Source organism: Limnobacter sp. G6BE5S (assembly GCF_058448965.1).
The window spans coordinates 416457-428259 of record NZ_JBZFLM010000001.1; the positions used below are offsets into that span (position 1 = coordinate 416457).

The 11803-nt window shown below is 54.6% G+C and carries 12 protein-coding genes; 7 read left to right on the forward strand and 5 right to left on the reverse strand.

Annotated elements, in window-relative coordinates; all coding sequences use genetic code 11:
- Nucleotides 1-51: 51 nt before the first annotated feature.
- The 4 genes from ACVL1J_RS02045 to ACVL1J_RS02060 all read left to right on the forward strand — a co-directional run bounded on the left by ACVL1J_RS02045 (nucleotide 52) and on the right by ACVL1J_RS02060 (nucleotide 5428).
- Entirely contained in the window at nucleotides 52-1563 is a 1512-nt protein-coding gene (locus ACVL1J_RS02045) for a CoA-acylating methylmalonate-semialdehyde dehydrogenase (protein ID WP_341237380.1), read from the forward strand.
- A 6-nt stretch (nucleotides 1564-1569) separates the two neighbouring features.
- Nucleotides 1570-3759, forward strand: coding sequence for a cyclic nucleotide-binding domain-containing protein (locus tag ACVL1J_RS02050; protein ID WP_341237379.1), 2190 nt, complete (start codon nucleotides 1570-1572; stop codon nucleotides 3757-3759).
- 70 nt (nucleotides 3760-3829) lie between these two features.
- Nucleotides 3830-4555 carry an esterase/lipase family protein gene (locus ACVL1J_RS02055; RefSeq protein ID WP_159569444.1) on the forward strand — a complete coding sequence of 242 codons (726 nt, stop codon included), beginning with the start codon at nucleotides 3830-3832 and terminating at the stop codon, nucleotides 4553-4555.
- A gap of 276 nt (nucleotides 4556-4831) precedes the next feature.
- A complete protein-coding gene (locus ACVL1J_RS02060) occupies nucleotides 4832-5428 on the forward strand; it encodes a CBS domain-containing protein (protein WP_159569442.1) in 597 nt (198 codons plus the stop codon).
- 4 nt (nucleotides 5429-5432) lie between these two features.
- Here ACVL1J_RS02060 and ACVL1J_RS02065 read toward each other — a convergent pair whose 3' ends face one another.
- On the reverse strand, nucleotides 5433-6317 hold the full coding sequence (locus ACVL1J_RS02065) for a LysR family transcriptional regulator (RefSeq protein WP_341237378.1): 885 nt from the start codon (nucleotides 6315-6317) through the stop codon (nucleotides 5433-5435).
- A 134-nt stretch (nucleotides 6318-6451) separates the two neighbouring features.
- On the opposite strand from ACVL1J_RS02065, the gene ACVL1J_RS02070 reads away from it, so the two are divergent.
- Nucleotides 6452-7450, forward strand: coding sequence for a TerC family protein (locus ACVL1J_RS02070; protein ID WP_491665110.1), 999 nt, complete (start codon nucleotides 6452-6454; stop codon nucleotides 7448-7450).
- A gap of 63 nt (nucleotides 7451-7513) precedes the next feature.
- On the opposite strand, the gene ACVL1J_RS02075 is transcribed toward ACVL1J_RS02070, so the two are convergent.
- The 3 genes from ACVL1J_RS02075 to ACVL1J_RS02085 are packed head-to-tail and all read right to left on the reverse strand — an operon-like array spanning nucleotide 7514 to nucleotide 9275.
- Nucleotides 7514-8107, reverse strand: coding sequence for a YceI family protein (locus ACVL1J_RS02075; protein ID WP_201301429.1), 594 nt, complete (start codon nucleotides 8105-8107; stop codon nucleotides 7514-7516).
- A 13-nt stretch (nucleotides 8108-8120) separates the two neighbouring features.
- Nucleotides 8121-8678, reverse strand: a complete 558-nt coding sequence (locus tag ACVL1J_RS02080) for a YceI family protein (RefSeq protein WP_341237376.1) — start codon at nucleotides 8676-8678, stop codon at nucleotides 8121-8123.
- A 36-nt stretch (nucleotides 8679-8714) separates the two neighbouring features.
- Entirely contained in the window at nucleotides 8715-9275 is a 561-nt protein-coding gene (locus tag ACVL1J_RS02085) for a cytochrome b (protein WP_236550827.1), read from the reverse strand.
- Between the two features lie 171 nt (nucleotides 9276-9446).
- Here ACVL1J_RS02085 and ACVL1J_RS02090 point away from each other — a divergent pair, with 171 nt between their 5' ends.
- Nucleotides 9447-10001, forward strand: a complete 555-nt coding sequence (locus tag ACVL1J_RS02090) for a c-type cytochrome (RefSeq protein WP_341237375.1) — start codon at nucleotides 9447-9449, stop codon at nucleotides 9999-10001.
- Between the two features lie 65 nt (nucleotides 10002-10066).
- Here the strand turns inward: ACVL1J_RS02090 and ACVL1J_RS02095 are convergent, their stop codons facing one another.
- On the reverse strand, nucleotides 10067-10744 hold the full coding sequence (locus ACVL1J_RS02095; protein ID WP_341237374.1) for a TetR/AcrR family transcriptional regulator: 678 nt from the start codon (nucleotides 10742-10744) through the stop codon (nucleotides 10067-10069).
- A 112-nt stretch (nucleotides 10745-10856) separates the two neighbouring features.
- Here ACVL1J_RS02095 and ACVL1J_RS02100 point away from each other — a divergent pair, with 112 nt between their 5' ends.
- Nucleotides 10857-11753, forward strand: coding sequence for an SDR family NAD(P)-dependent oxidoreductase (locus ACVL1J_RS02100; RefSeq protein ID WP_341237373.1), 897 nt, complete (start codon nucleotides 10857-10859; stop codon nucleotides 11751-11753).
- Nucleotides 11754-11803: the final 50 nt, after the last annotated feature.

The following is an 11803-nucleotide window of genomic DNA, read 5'->3' on the forward strand; positions in this document are numbered from 1 at the left end:
GCCTTGCGCGACAATAGTCAGCTTCAGAAGCAAACCAGCAGGCCCAGACACATGCAACCCTACAACAACGATCAAACTGTCGCCCACTTCATCAATGGCACCACCGTAAGCAAGGCTGGCTCCAAAACCGCCAATGTGTTCAACCCGTCGCTGGGCGCAGTGGCCCGCCAGGTTGAGCTGGCCGATGTGGTCACCGTGAACCAGGCTGTGGAAGCTGCCAAAGCCGCACTGCCCGCCTGGGCCAACAAGCCGCCGCTGCAGCGCGTGCGAATCATCAACAAATTTTTGGCCCTGATGAATCAGCACCGGGACGAATTGGCCGCCATCATTACGGCTGAACACGGCAAGGTGTTCACCGATGCGCAAGGCGAAGTCAGCCGCGGCATCGACATCATTGAATTTGCTTGCGGCATTCCACAGCTGTTGAAGGGCGACTACACCGAGCAAGTTTCTACGAACATCGACAACTGGACCCTGCGCCAACCCGTGGGCGTGGTGGCAGGCATTACGCCATTCAACTTCCCCTGCATGGTGCCTTGCTGGATGTTTCCCGTGGCGATTGCCTGCGGCAACACCTTCATTCTCAAGCCCAGCGAACGCGACCCCAGCGCCGCCAACTTCATGGCCAGGCTGTTCAAAGAAGCCGGCCTGCCCGATGGCGTGTTCAACGTGGTACACGGCGACAAACTGGCCGTTGAAACCCTGCTGAACCACCCCGACGTGGCTGCACTCAGCTTTGTGGGTTCTACTCCAATTGCGAAATTCATTTATGAAACTGGTGCACGCAACGGCAAGCGCGTGCAAGCCTTGGGCGGCGCAAAAAACCACCTGCTCGTAATGCCCGATGCGGACCTGGACCAAGTGACCGACGCACTGATCGGTGCCGCCTACGGCAGCGCAGGCGAGCGCTGCATGGCCATTTCCGTGGCGGTCATGGTGGGCGACGTGGGCGACAGGCTGATCCCCAAGTTGGCGGCCCGCCTGAAAACCCTGAAAGTGACTGATGGCATGGACTTGTCCGCCGAAATGGGGCCAATCGTGACCTCGGAGGCGCTCAAGCGCATTGAAGACTACGTGCAGATTGGCGTGGATGAAGGCGCCACACTGGTCGTCGATGGTCGCGGACAAAAACCCGCAGGCTTCGAAAACGGCTTTTACACCGGCGGCACCCTGTTCGACAACGTAAAGCCCGACATGCGCATTTACCTGGAAGAAATTTTTGGCCCGGTACTTGGCTGCGTGCGTGTGGGCAACTTTGCCGAAGGCCTGGAGTTGATCAACAGCCACCAATACGGCAATGGCGTCAGTTGCTACACCCGCGACGGCAACGTGGCCCGTGAATTTGGCCGCCAAGTGCAGGTTGGTATGGTTGGCATTAACGTGCCCATTCCGGTGCCCATGGCGTGGCACGGTTTTGGTGGCTGGAAGGCCAGCCTGTTTGGCGACATGCATGCTTACGGTGAAGAAGGCGTGCGCTTCTACACCCGCCAGAAATCCATCATGCAGCGCTGGCCGGACAGCATCGAGAAAGGCGCAGAATTCGCGATGCCCACCTCGAAATAACACCGCTTGAACACCGAACTCAAAGCGGGCGCACTGGTCGCATTCGGTGGATACGCTCAAGCAATTGTTTACGGCATGCTGGCCTTTGCTCCTTTGGGGCAAGCCGGCCTGGCCTACGGCATTTACGCTGGCCTGGCCAGTGCCCTGATTGGCGGTGTACTGGGTGCCCTCCTGGGAAAGGCACCCGTTCAATTCGGAGGCCCACGTTCTTCAACCGCGCTGATTATTGCCGGGTCCCTGCTTGGTTTTTTACAAATCACCACCAATCACTTTGAGTTGATGTTGTTGCTGGCGCTTGAAATCGCGCTGGCTGGCCTGCTGATTGCACTGGCCCAGCAACAGGGTGTAGGCAAGTTGATGCAGTTTCTTCCCGCGCCGGTCCTGATCGGAATGAACACCACGCTGGGTTTGTTTTCGGCCTACAAACTGCTGCCAGCCATGATGGGCTTTGCGGTGTACACCACCGCTGTGCAGGCGGCGGCCACACCCGCACTTTTCTCGCCCATGGCACTGGGTGTGTCGGCAATTACAGTCGGCGTGCTGCTGTACTTCCGCGCCATACGGCCCAACCCCTTGGGCCTGGTCTACGGCCTGGCCTGCGGTTTTACGCTGAATGCCATGCTGCTGTGGACCTGGCCAGGCGCACTGCCCGTGCAAACCGTGGCTGCCATGCCGAGCCACCCACTGTTGCAAACCCTGCAAACACCGGGCTTTGCGGACAGCATTCAGGCAATTGTCGCATTGTTGCTTAGCACCCCGGGTCTGCTGCTCCAGGTGTTGGTGGGGGCTGCGGTACTGGCTTTGCTGGTGGTGCTGGAAAGCATGCAATCACTGTTGCAAGTGGACCAAACCCTGGGCACACGCCACAACACACGGCAAGAATTGAACACTTTGGCGATCAGCAATGTGTTGTGTGGTCTGGCGCTGGCCTTGCCCAGTTCCAACTATTTTTCCAGAAGCAATGCAGGCCTGGGCATGGGTGCGAGAAGCCGTCAAAGCGAAGCGTGGTACGTCGGTGTGCTTACCCTGCTATTGATATTCACCTGGCCAATTCTCGCGCAGTTGCCACTGCACATTCTGGCCACCGCCGTGGCAGTCAGTTCGCTGTTTCTGATTCAGGGCAGCACACTTCGATTGATCCAACGGTTTGCCTTGCCCTCCACACGCAAACAAATGGCGCCCACCGAACGATTCACCGTGTGGGTGGTGCTTTGCATGGTGTTTGTCACCGGCATCAGCAACCTGTTAATTGGCACCTTGGTTGGCGTGCTGTTTGTGGCCGCCTATTTTCTTCAACAACAATCGGGCAGCGGGTTGCGCAACATCGAGTTCAAGCCTGCCGCACGTTCGCGCAGCATGCGCCCGCGCGCGCACCGCCAACACCTTGATACGGCCTTTGAACATTTGGCCTGGGTTCGCTTTGAAGGCAATCTGTTTTTCGGCAATGCACCAGCCATTGCCATTCGCCTGCACGACGAACTTGTTCCTGCGCAGTCTGTTGTCCTCGATTTCACACACTTGCGCTACATCGACGACACCGCCTGCGACTGCCTCGAAAGACTATTGAAACAAGGTTTGCAACATGTGCGCACCGTTGCCGTGCTGCCCACCCATGAACAAGCCATGGGCGGTGAATCCTTGTTGCGCAGCTGCCTTGGCCGCTTGGGCATTGCCACGCAAGGCCACATCGACGATGCCTTCTGGCACATTGAAAACCAGCTGCTGGCGCCCCTTGCGCTTGAACAGGCAAGTTGCAGCGCCGAAGATGCTTTGAAAAACAGCCACCTGTGTGACCACATGAACCCGGATCAAATCGCCGGTTTTTCTGCCCACTGGAACACCACCGTGCTGCCTGCTGGCCAGGCCCTGTTCAGCGAAGGCACCGAGCCTTGTGGCTTGTATGTGTTGCTGGAAGGACAACTGAGCGCCTGGCACCACACCGGCCACAGCAATGAAAGGCTAATGCGCTTCTGCCCCGGCAGCGTAGTCGGGGAAATGGCGCTGATTGATCGCAAGCCTCGCTCGGCAACAGTGCGCGCCGACAGCCCTTGCACGCTTCTTTTTCTACCCACGGCGCAATTCGAGCAGTTACTTTCCCGGGCACCAGACTTGGGTCACACCCTTCAAAATAACCTGTCCAGAGAACTGGCCTTGCGAATTCGCCTGGCCAACCAAAGCCTTGCTTTGGTGCAATAGAGGAATTCCTCTTTGTGCGCAGCCCCGGCTTGCCGTATTTTCTCGGGTGTGCACAACCCTGTAACACCCCATGAACAAAGCAGAATTTCAAAAACGCTACGGCAACACCATTGGCAAACCCAAACTAAGCCTGTTGTTGGGCGAGGCCAAAACCCCATTTGAAGCTGCCAAGCTGGCTGTGGGCTGGCGTTTCCTGGCCCGCAAGAATGTGGGGCAAGGCCAAACCATCTTGCTGCTGCCGGGCTTTGGTGCCAGTTCCAGCAGCATGACGTTCATCAAACGCTATCTTGATTCCCTGGGTTACAAAACAGTGCATTGGTCAGCCGGTTTTAACCACGGCGAAGTGGGCAAGCTGCTGCCACAGGTGATTGCAGACATCAAAGAACACTCCGAGCAGGCCCAAGCCCCGATCAAACTGCTGGGCTGGAGCCTGGGTGGCTACCTGGCGCGCGAGGCAGCGCGCGAAGTGCAACAAAACGTGAGCCGCATTGTGACCATTGGCAGCCCCGTGATTGGCGGCCCCAAATACACCGCCGTGAAAACGCTTTACGACATCCGCGGGCTGGATGTGGAATCGATCGAGAACAGCACTTTGAAACGCTTTGAGCACCCCATTGTGTGCCCCATCGTGGCCCTGTATTGCAAGAAAGACTCCATTGTGAGTTGGCAAGCCTGCATTGATCGCTTCAGCCCGAATGTTGAACACATTGAAATTGACACCCCCCACCTGGCCATGGGTGTCAGCAAGGAAGTGATGAACCTTCTGCCTTATGCACTTGGCACCCCGCTGAAGTAAGCCCCGCAAGGCTGAACACCTTTTCCAAAAACTTGAGCCCTTTCATCTGCGGAAAAGGTGGGTATTCGATTGTGTCCTCCGGGCTTTTACTGACTTGAAACTTTTTGCGAGCAGCGTAGACTAAATTATTAGTGGACGGTGCTAGCACTGCCACGACACAAGGCAACAAACCCTTGTGCCTGTACCCCCCTTTTGCATGCGGTCCGTCCTGCAAACTCACCCGCCAGCTCTCAGGCTGCGGATGCAACGCCACTTGTGTGTCAAAAAGGGTTCAACATGATCAGACAACACTACCAATCACTCGAACACATCAGCGCTGGCGCCACCGACATGATTACGGTGAGCGATCCCAGTCGCCCTCTAAAGCTGACCGCCGATTCTCCCGCCTTCGACGCCATGACCGATCTGCGGCGAGTGCACCCTGTCAGCATTTCCGACTCGGAAACACTGGAACAAGCTCGCACCACCATGATTGTGTGTGGCGTCAAACTTCTGTTTGTGCGCAACAGCCTGGGGCATTTACAGGGCCTGCTGACCGCAAACGACCTGGCTGGTGAAAGGGCCATCAAGGAAGCTTCGTCAAGCAACCGCAACGTGCCTGAACTCACGGTGAACGATGTCATGGTGAAGCTGCCCGATCTCGAGTTTCTTGAGTTCGGTGCCGTCTCCCGGGCGGAAGTGGGCCACATCATCGCTACGCTGCGTGAACACAATCGGCAACATGCGTTGGTGGTCGATAACCGCACCGGCAAAATGCGCGTAGTGGGCCTGTTTTCATCCACGCAAATTGCGCGTCAAATGGGAATTCCAGTGATGGACCCAGTTAAAGCAAGCACCTTTGCTGAAATTGAAGCGGCGGTGGCTGCGGCTTAACGGTTCAATCGCCAAGCCTGTTCAACAATTCGACCACCAAAGGGTGGTCGATTCCCCTTACATTCCACACCCCATGAATTTCCTCGTGCAGATCATCACACTGCCCCAGCAATCGCAGGCCGCTTAAAGTGCCTGTGTCGTAAACGCCCAAGCGGCTCACCGGAAAAACCCCAAAACCCCGCGCGGCAAACACCGACATCAAAGCACTGTCCTCGAACTCACCCACCACATGCGGCACAATGCCCAACTGCTCAAACCAGTGATTCAAATCGACACGTAGCCTTGAATGACCTGTGGGCAGCAACACAGGCAGGTCATGCAGACATTCCGGGAAATGTGTCAATGCGCCTTTTTTCACCCACTTTGATGCGCCGTACCAGTCCACTTCTGAACTGATCAGCAGGCGACTTTGCATGCGCAAATTCGGGTTTGCTGGCGGTGGCTGCCCAGCGAACACAAAATCCAGGTGATGCAGGGCCAATTCCGCCAGCAACTGCTCGGGCTCGCCCTCGTGGCAAGTCAGGTGCAAGTCTTCCGTATTCAACACCGGCTTGAGCAGCGCATGCACCGCCAGTTTTGAAATACCGTCGCAAAGGCCGACCTTGAAACGCCGTACAGGTTTGCTCGCCACCGCCCGCACCAGCTCAGGCAGGCTTTGCCCAATCTGGAAAATTTCCTCCGCTTTGGCAAAAGCCACTTGCCCCGCCTCGGTCAGTGACACGCCACGCCCTTCGGGTTTTAACAACTGGTGGCCCAAATCCTTCTCCAGCTCGCGCACCTGGGCGCTAATGGTTTGAATGGCCATGTCCATGCGTTCGGCAGCCCGCGCAAAACCGCCCTCTTTGGCCACCATCCAGAAATAATGCAAATGGCGATAGTTCAAAGTCATGCAAGCCCCACAAAGTAACTTCGTAAAAACCGAATCAACAGTTCATTAAATACTGGTTTTTCCGAAATCACAACTGATACACCATGGCGCCGTGTTCAATTCAACCCTTATGGAGTATCAACGTGGACGTTTTAATGGAATTCATGCACACCGACTTTCTCGGCACAGCCGCATGGATTTGGCTGTTGTTTGTCGGCATTGTAATTGCACTGCTCACCTTCGACCTTGGCGTGCTGCACAAGGATGATCACGAAATTGGGGTCAAGGAAAGTTTGCTGCTCTCGGGTGGCTACATCACCGCTGCCTGTCTGTTCGGTACTTGGGTGTGGTGGTACCTGGGTTCAGAAAGCGGCATGAACTACTTCACCGGTTTTGCCATTGAAAAATCACTGTCGATGGACAACGTGTTTGTCATCGCCATGATTTTCTCGTTCTTCGCCATTCCCCGTCAGTACCAGCACCGCGTGTTGTTCTGGGGCATTTTGGGCGTAATCGTATTGCGCGCCATCATGATCGGTCTGGGCGCTGCGCTGGTGAAAGAATTCAGTTGGGTGCTTTACCTGTTCGGCGCCTTCCTCGTGATCACGGGTATCAAAATGTGGTTCATGGCCGACAGCAAACCCGACATTGAAAACAACCCGATCCTGAAGTTTTTGCGCAAACGCATGCGCGTGACCGAAGGCCTGCGTGGCAACGCGTTTGTTGTAAACGAAGCCGACCCCAAAACCGGCAAGGTTGTGCGTTTTGCCACACCCCTGTTACTGGCGCTGGTGTTAATCGAGTTTGTCGACCTCATCTTTGCGGTCGATTCCGTGCCCGCGATTTTCGCGATCACCACCGACCCCTTCATTGTCTACACCAGCAACATCTTCGCCATTCTGGGTTTGCGTGCACTGTACTTTGCCTTGGCCGCGATGATCCACCGCTTCCACTACCTGAAGTACGCTTTGGCCATGGTACTGGTGTTCATCGGCAGCAAAATCTTCCTGGTGAATTTCATCGGCAAGTTCCCGCCCGCCTTTTCACTCAGCATTACCCTGGGCTTGATTGCAGGTGGCGTGGTGTTCTCGCTGTGGAAAACACGGGGCGAGGCTAAAAATGAAAAACTGGAACATGCAACTGACAGCAAATAACCGTCGCTGAAACAAAAAAGCCGGCCCCCACAAAGGCGCCGGCTTTTTTCATTCAATCCATTTTTACTTCGGCTGTTTCACCGCTTCAATGGTAATCAACACTTTCACTTCCGGAAAAAAGCCACGGTCCACGCCATAGCCCAAATCGAAGTCCGTGCGCTTGAATTCAGCCACCGCATCGGCGCCACACACTTCCGCTTTTTTCATGGGGTGCATAATGCATTTGAAGGTGTTGATCTTCAATGGAACCGGCTTCGTGATCCCTTTCAAAGTCAGGTTACCCAACACCTCCACCGGCTTGTCACCTTCAAAACGCATTTTGCTGGCCGTGTAGGTAATGGTGGGGTGGGCTTCCACATCGAACATGTCTATATCTTTGGCATGTTCATTCATTTTGCCATGACCAAAGTCAAGGCTGGCCGCATCAATTTCAATGTCCACTGTGCCGGTTTTATTGGCACGGTCCAGGGTCACCATGCCCTTGGTTTTCTCAAACTGGCCACGCCACAGTGACAACCCGCCCATGTGGTCCGCCTCAAACGAAGGGAAGGTGTGACTTGGGTCGATCACATAGGTATCCACCGCCGCGTGCGCAGCACCCAACATACCCAATGCAATTGCACTGCCCAACACGGTTTTCGATACTTGCTTGAACATCCCTAACTCCTTTTTATTTGGCTGGTACTACCAGTTTGAAATCAATGGTCACTTCATCGGCCACCAAGCTGGTGTCACCCCATTCCCCGTCTGCGCCCACCTTGTAATCAAGGCGCTTGATCTGGGTTTTGCCAGTGAACGTGTGCTTGTCGCCCGCAGTTTTAATTGTTACCGGAAACTTCAGGGGCTTTTTAATGCCTCGAATGGTCAAATCGCCAGTGGCCTGCAAATTATTGCCGCTGCCTGTGACGCCCGTAATGACAAAGGTCGCCTTGGGGTGGTTTTTTGAATCAAACCAGTCCTTGCCAGCCACTTCTTTGTTGTACTCGGGGTCCCCCAGGTCGTAACTTGCGGTGTCCACGTTCAGAATGGCTTTGGTGTCCGCAGGCTTGGCCGGGTCAAACTGCACATCGCCGCTAAATTTCTTGAAATTGCCACTAACCGGCACATTGAATTGTTTGAATGTTGCCTTGACTTCGCTTTGCGCGGCATCAATCGGGGCGGCCAACACTGGCAGAGTAAAAACAGACAACGCCAGGCCAGCGGCCACTGTGGAAAATCGGTGAATCATCTTGGTTCCTGCGGGTACTGGATCGGATCGTACAGATTAATCGGCTCGCATTCCGGGGATCATGCGGCCCAAAATACCGTCCCGGTCCAGAATGTGATGTTTCAAGGCCATCAATACATGGCCCGCCACCAAAAAGACCAAGCCTTTGCCTGAAAGTTCATGCAAGGTTTTAAACAGTTCCTTGAGTTCAGCGTTCTTCTCGATCAAAACAGGCAACTCAATCACACCAAACCACACCACCGGGTAACCCGAGGCCAGGCTGTACAGGTAACCAAAAACCGGAACGCCCAGCATGAACACATACAAAGCCAAATGCCCCAGCTTGGCCAGCAGCACCGTGTTGTGCCCCCAATGCGCAGGGTATTTGGGGGTTTTCGACAACATTCGAACCACCATGCGCAACAGCACCAATGCAAACAAGGTGACACCCAACCACTTGTGCCAGTTAAAAAGTTTCAGCTTGAATGGTGTAATGCCCGGGATGTCCACCATGTACAAACCCATGCCAAATGCCGTCAAAATACCCACCGCCATGAACCAGTGAACCACGACCATGGGCAAACCGTATCGGTGGTTCTCGCTTAATGCGCTCTTCAAAATCTCATCCCTTTGCAATACAGCCTTGCATTTTCAGCAATAAATAGTTGGGTTTAAAGCCTTTTTCAAGATACAATTTACAGTTGTTTTGATGCTGCGTACATGCCACTGCATGCTTTTGCATCCCGTTATAATCTCGTTTCAACCCAGCGCTATCAATCAGGACGTCGTATGAGCGATTCAAACGAACACGAACTTTTAATCAAGACACCGAAGCAGCTCATCATTGCGATTGTTGCCTCTTTCGTTGTCCCGATTTTCGTCATTATCTTGTTGGCCAACTATGTCAGCAGCAGCGAAAAACCCGCCGCCGGCACCAATGCTTTCTCGGAAGAAGCCATTGCCCAGCGCCTGGCACCTGTGGGCACTATCGACTTTGTTGACGCCAATGCGCCCAAAGTATTGAAAACTGGCGAGCAAGTGTATGCAGCTGCATGCGCGGCCTGCCACACCACCGGCGCTGCAGGTGCTCCCAAGTTTGGCGACCAGAGCCAGTGGGGCGATCGCCTGAGCAAAGGTTTCGACACCTTGTGGAAAAACGCTGTGAACGGCATTGGCTCCATGCCAGCCAAAGGTGGCAATGCTGACCTTGATGACATCGAAGTGGCTCGTGCTGTGGCTTACATGGGCAAAGAAGTAGGCGCTGATTTCAAAGCACCCGAACCAGCCGCCCCTGCTGCAGAGGCACCCGCTGCCGATGCACCAACCGCTGAAGCTGCCAAGTAAAACGCGTTTCAAACGCCAATAAAAAACCCGCCTGAAGGCGGGTTTTTTATTGCATGCTCAGCGCATCAATCGTCGCACTGCAACAGCATTTCTCCCACGCCACGGAAAATCAGCATGGCATTTTCCACCACATCTTCCACGGGTTTTTTGCAACCATCCATACTCCAGCGGGCCGCCATATACAGCACTGAGCCCACCAGGCCCGAGGCCAGCAAGGTTGAATCCAGCCCCTTCACGCCGCCGTCCTTTCGCTGCTCAATCAGCGGTTTGGCCAGTGTTTCCAGCATTTCTACAAAACTGTACAGGGTTTTCAAGCTCAACTCTTCCAGGTGCCGGTTCACGGTCAACACCTCGACCAACAAAATACGGGCTGCCTGCGGGCTTTCCTTGAACTGGCTGAAAAACACAGTCAAGCCGGTTCGGGTGGCCTGCTCCAGATTGTCTGCATCTGTGCTCAACAACACCTTCTGCAACTTGTCGCGCAGCGTATCCGTAATGTGCAGGTAGCACGCAGTGAACAGGGCCTCGGCATTGCTGAAGCTCTCGTAAAAATAGCGCTCGGTCAAACCCGCTTCCTGACACAGACCCTTCACCGTGGCGGCATGGTAACCAGTCGAACCAAACATCTTGATGCCAGCCTCAATCAGTTTCAACCGGCGCTCCGCCTTGCGGGTTTCGTTGGACACCCCACGGTAACGACGCCCTGCGGCTTTGGCAATTTGCTCGGGTGCTTTCGCATTCATAATTGGAAGATATACTCAAAAAATAGGCATTGACAGTATGCAGGCCCAACATTAAATTGACAACCACGATTGTCAAATTACAGCTACAACACAGCACATTGGAGACCGACACATGAAATCATTCAACGGCAAAGTGGCCGCAATTACAGGCGCCGCATCTGGCATGGGCCGTACGCTGGCCCTTCAACTGGCCAAGGACGGATGCCACGTATCCCTCTCCGATGTTGACACCAAAGGCCTGTCTGAAACCGTGAAGTTGGTGAAAGCCGCCGCGCCCAATGTCAAGGTTACCAGCCAGCAACTCGACGTGTCCAACCGCGAAGCCATGTATGCCTGGGCCGATCAAACAGCCAAAGACCACGGCAAAGTGAACCTGATTTTCAACAACGCGGGTGTCGCTTACGCCACGCCGGTTGAACACATCGATTACGACAAATTCGAGTGGATCATGGGCATCAACTTCTGGGGCGTCGTGTACGGCACCAAGGCATTTTTGCCACACCTGAAGGCATCTGGCGACGGCCACATTATCAACACCAGCAGCCTGTTTGGTCTGTGTGCACAGCCCACACAAAGCACCTACAACGCCACCAAGTTTGCTGTTCGTGGTTTTACAGAAAGCCTGCGCCAGGAACTGGACATGATGAATTGCGGCGTATCGGCCACCAGCGTTCACCCAGGCGGCATCAAAACTGCGATTGCCCGCAAAAGCGTCGCATCGCCTGAAATTGAACAGTTCACCGGTGCCGATTCCGAGCAGGGCAAAGAGTTCTTTGAGAAATTCTTCATCACCACTGCTGAAAAGGCGGCCGATATTATCCTGAAGGCGGTAAAAGGCAACAAGCGCCGCGTGTTGGTTGGCCCCGACGCAGTGGCCATGGACGCCATGGTGCGCACATTGCCCGAAAGCTATCAAGCCATTATCGTGAGTCAAATGAAAAAAATGCGCGACAAGCAAATTGCCCGCAAAAAGCGCAAGGCCGCTGAAAAGGAAACCCAAAGCGCATAACAACGCCTTTGGACTTTGACGTTAAAACGCGGTTAGTCTTAAGACTGCCG

Excerpts from the sequence above, each read along its gene's own strand:
- ACVL1J_RS02045 (WP_341237380.1), top strand. The coding sequence starts at position 52 with ATGCAACCCTACAACAACGATCAAACTGTCGCCCACTTCATCAATGGC.
- ACVL1J_RS02055 (WP_159569444.1), top strand. The coding sequence starts at position 3,830 with ATGAACAAAGCAGAATTTCAAAAACGCTACGGCAACACCATTGGCAAA.
- ACVL1J_RS02060 (WP_159569442.1), top strand. The coding sequence starts at position 4,832 with ATGATCAGACAACACTACCAATCACTCGAACACATCAGCGCTGGCGCC.
- ACVL1J_RS02065 (WP_341237378.1), bottom strand. The coding sequence starts at position 6,317 with ATGACTTTGAACTATCGCCATTTGCATTATTTCTGGATGGTGGCCAAA.
- ACVL1J_RS02070 (WP_491665110.1), top strand. The coding sequence starts at position 6,452 with ATGGAATTCATGCACACCGACTTTCTCGGCACAGCCGCATGGATTTGG.
- ACVL1J_RS02075 (WP_201301429.1), bottom strand. The coding sequence starts at position 8,107 with ATGTTCAAGCAAGTATCGAAAACCGTGTTGGGCAGTGCAATTGCATTG.
- ACVL1J_RS02080 (WP_341237376.1), bottom strand. The coding sequence starts at position 8,678 with ATGATTCACCGATTTTCCACAGTGGCCGCTGGCCTGGCGTTGTCTGTT.
- ACVL1J_RS02090 (WP_341237375.1), top strand. The coding sequence starts at position 9,447 with ATGAGCGATTCAAACGAACACGAACTTTTAATCAAGACACCGAAGCAG.
- ACVL1J_RS02095 (WP_341237374.1), bottom strand. The coding sequence starts at position 10,744 with ATGAATGCGAAAGCACCCGAGCAAATTGCCAAAGCCGCAGGGCGTCGT.
- ACVL1J_RS02100 (WP_341237373.1), top strand. The coding sequence starts at position 10,857 with ATGAAATCATTCAACGGCAAAGTGGCCGCAATTACAGGCGCCGCATCT.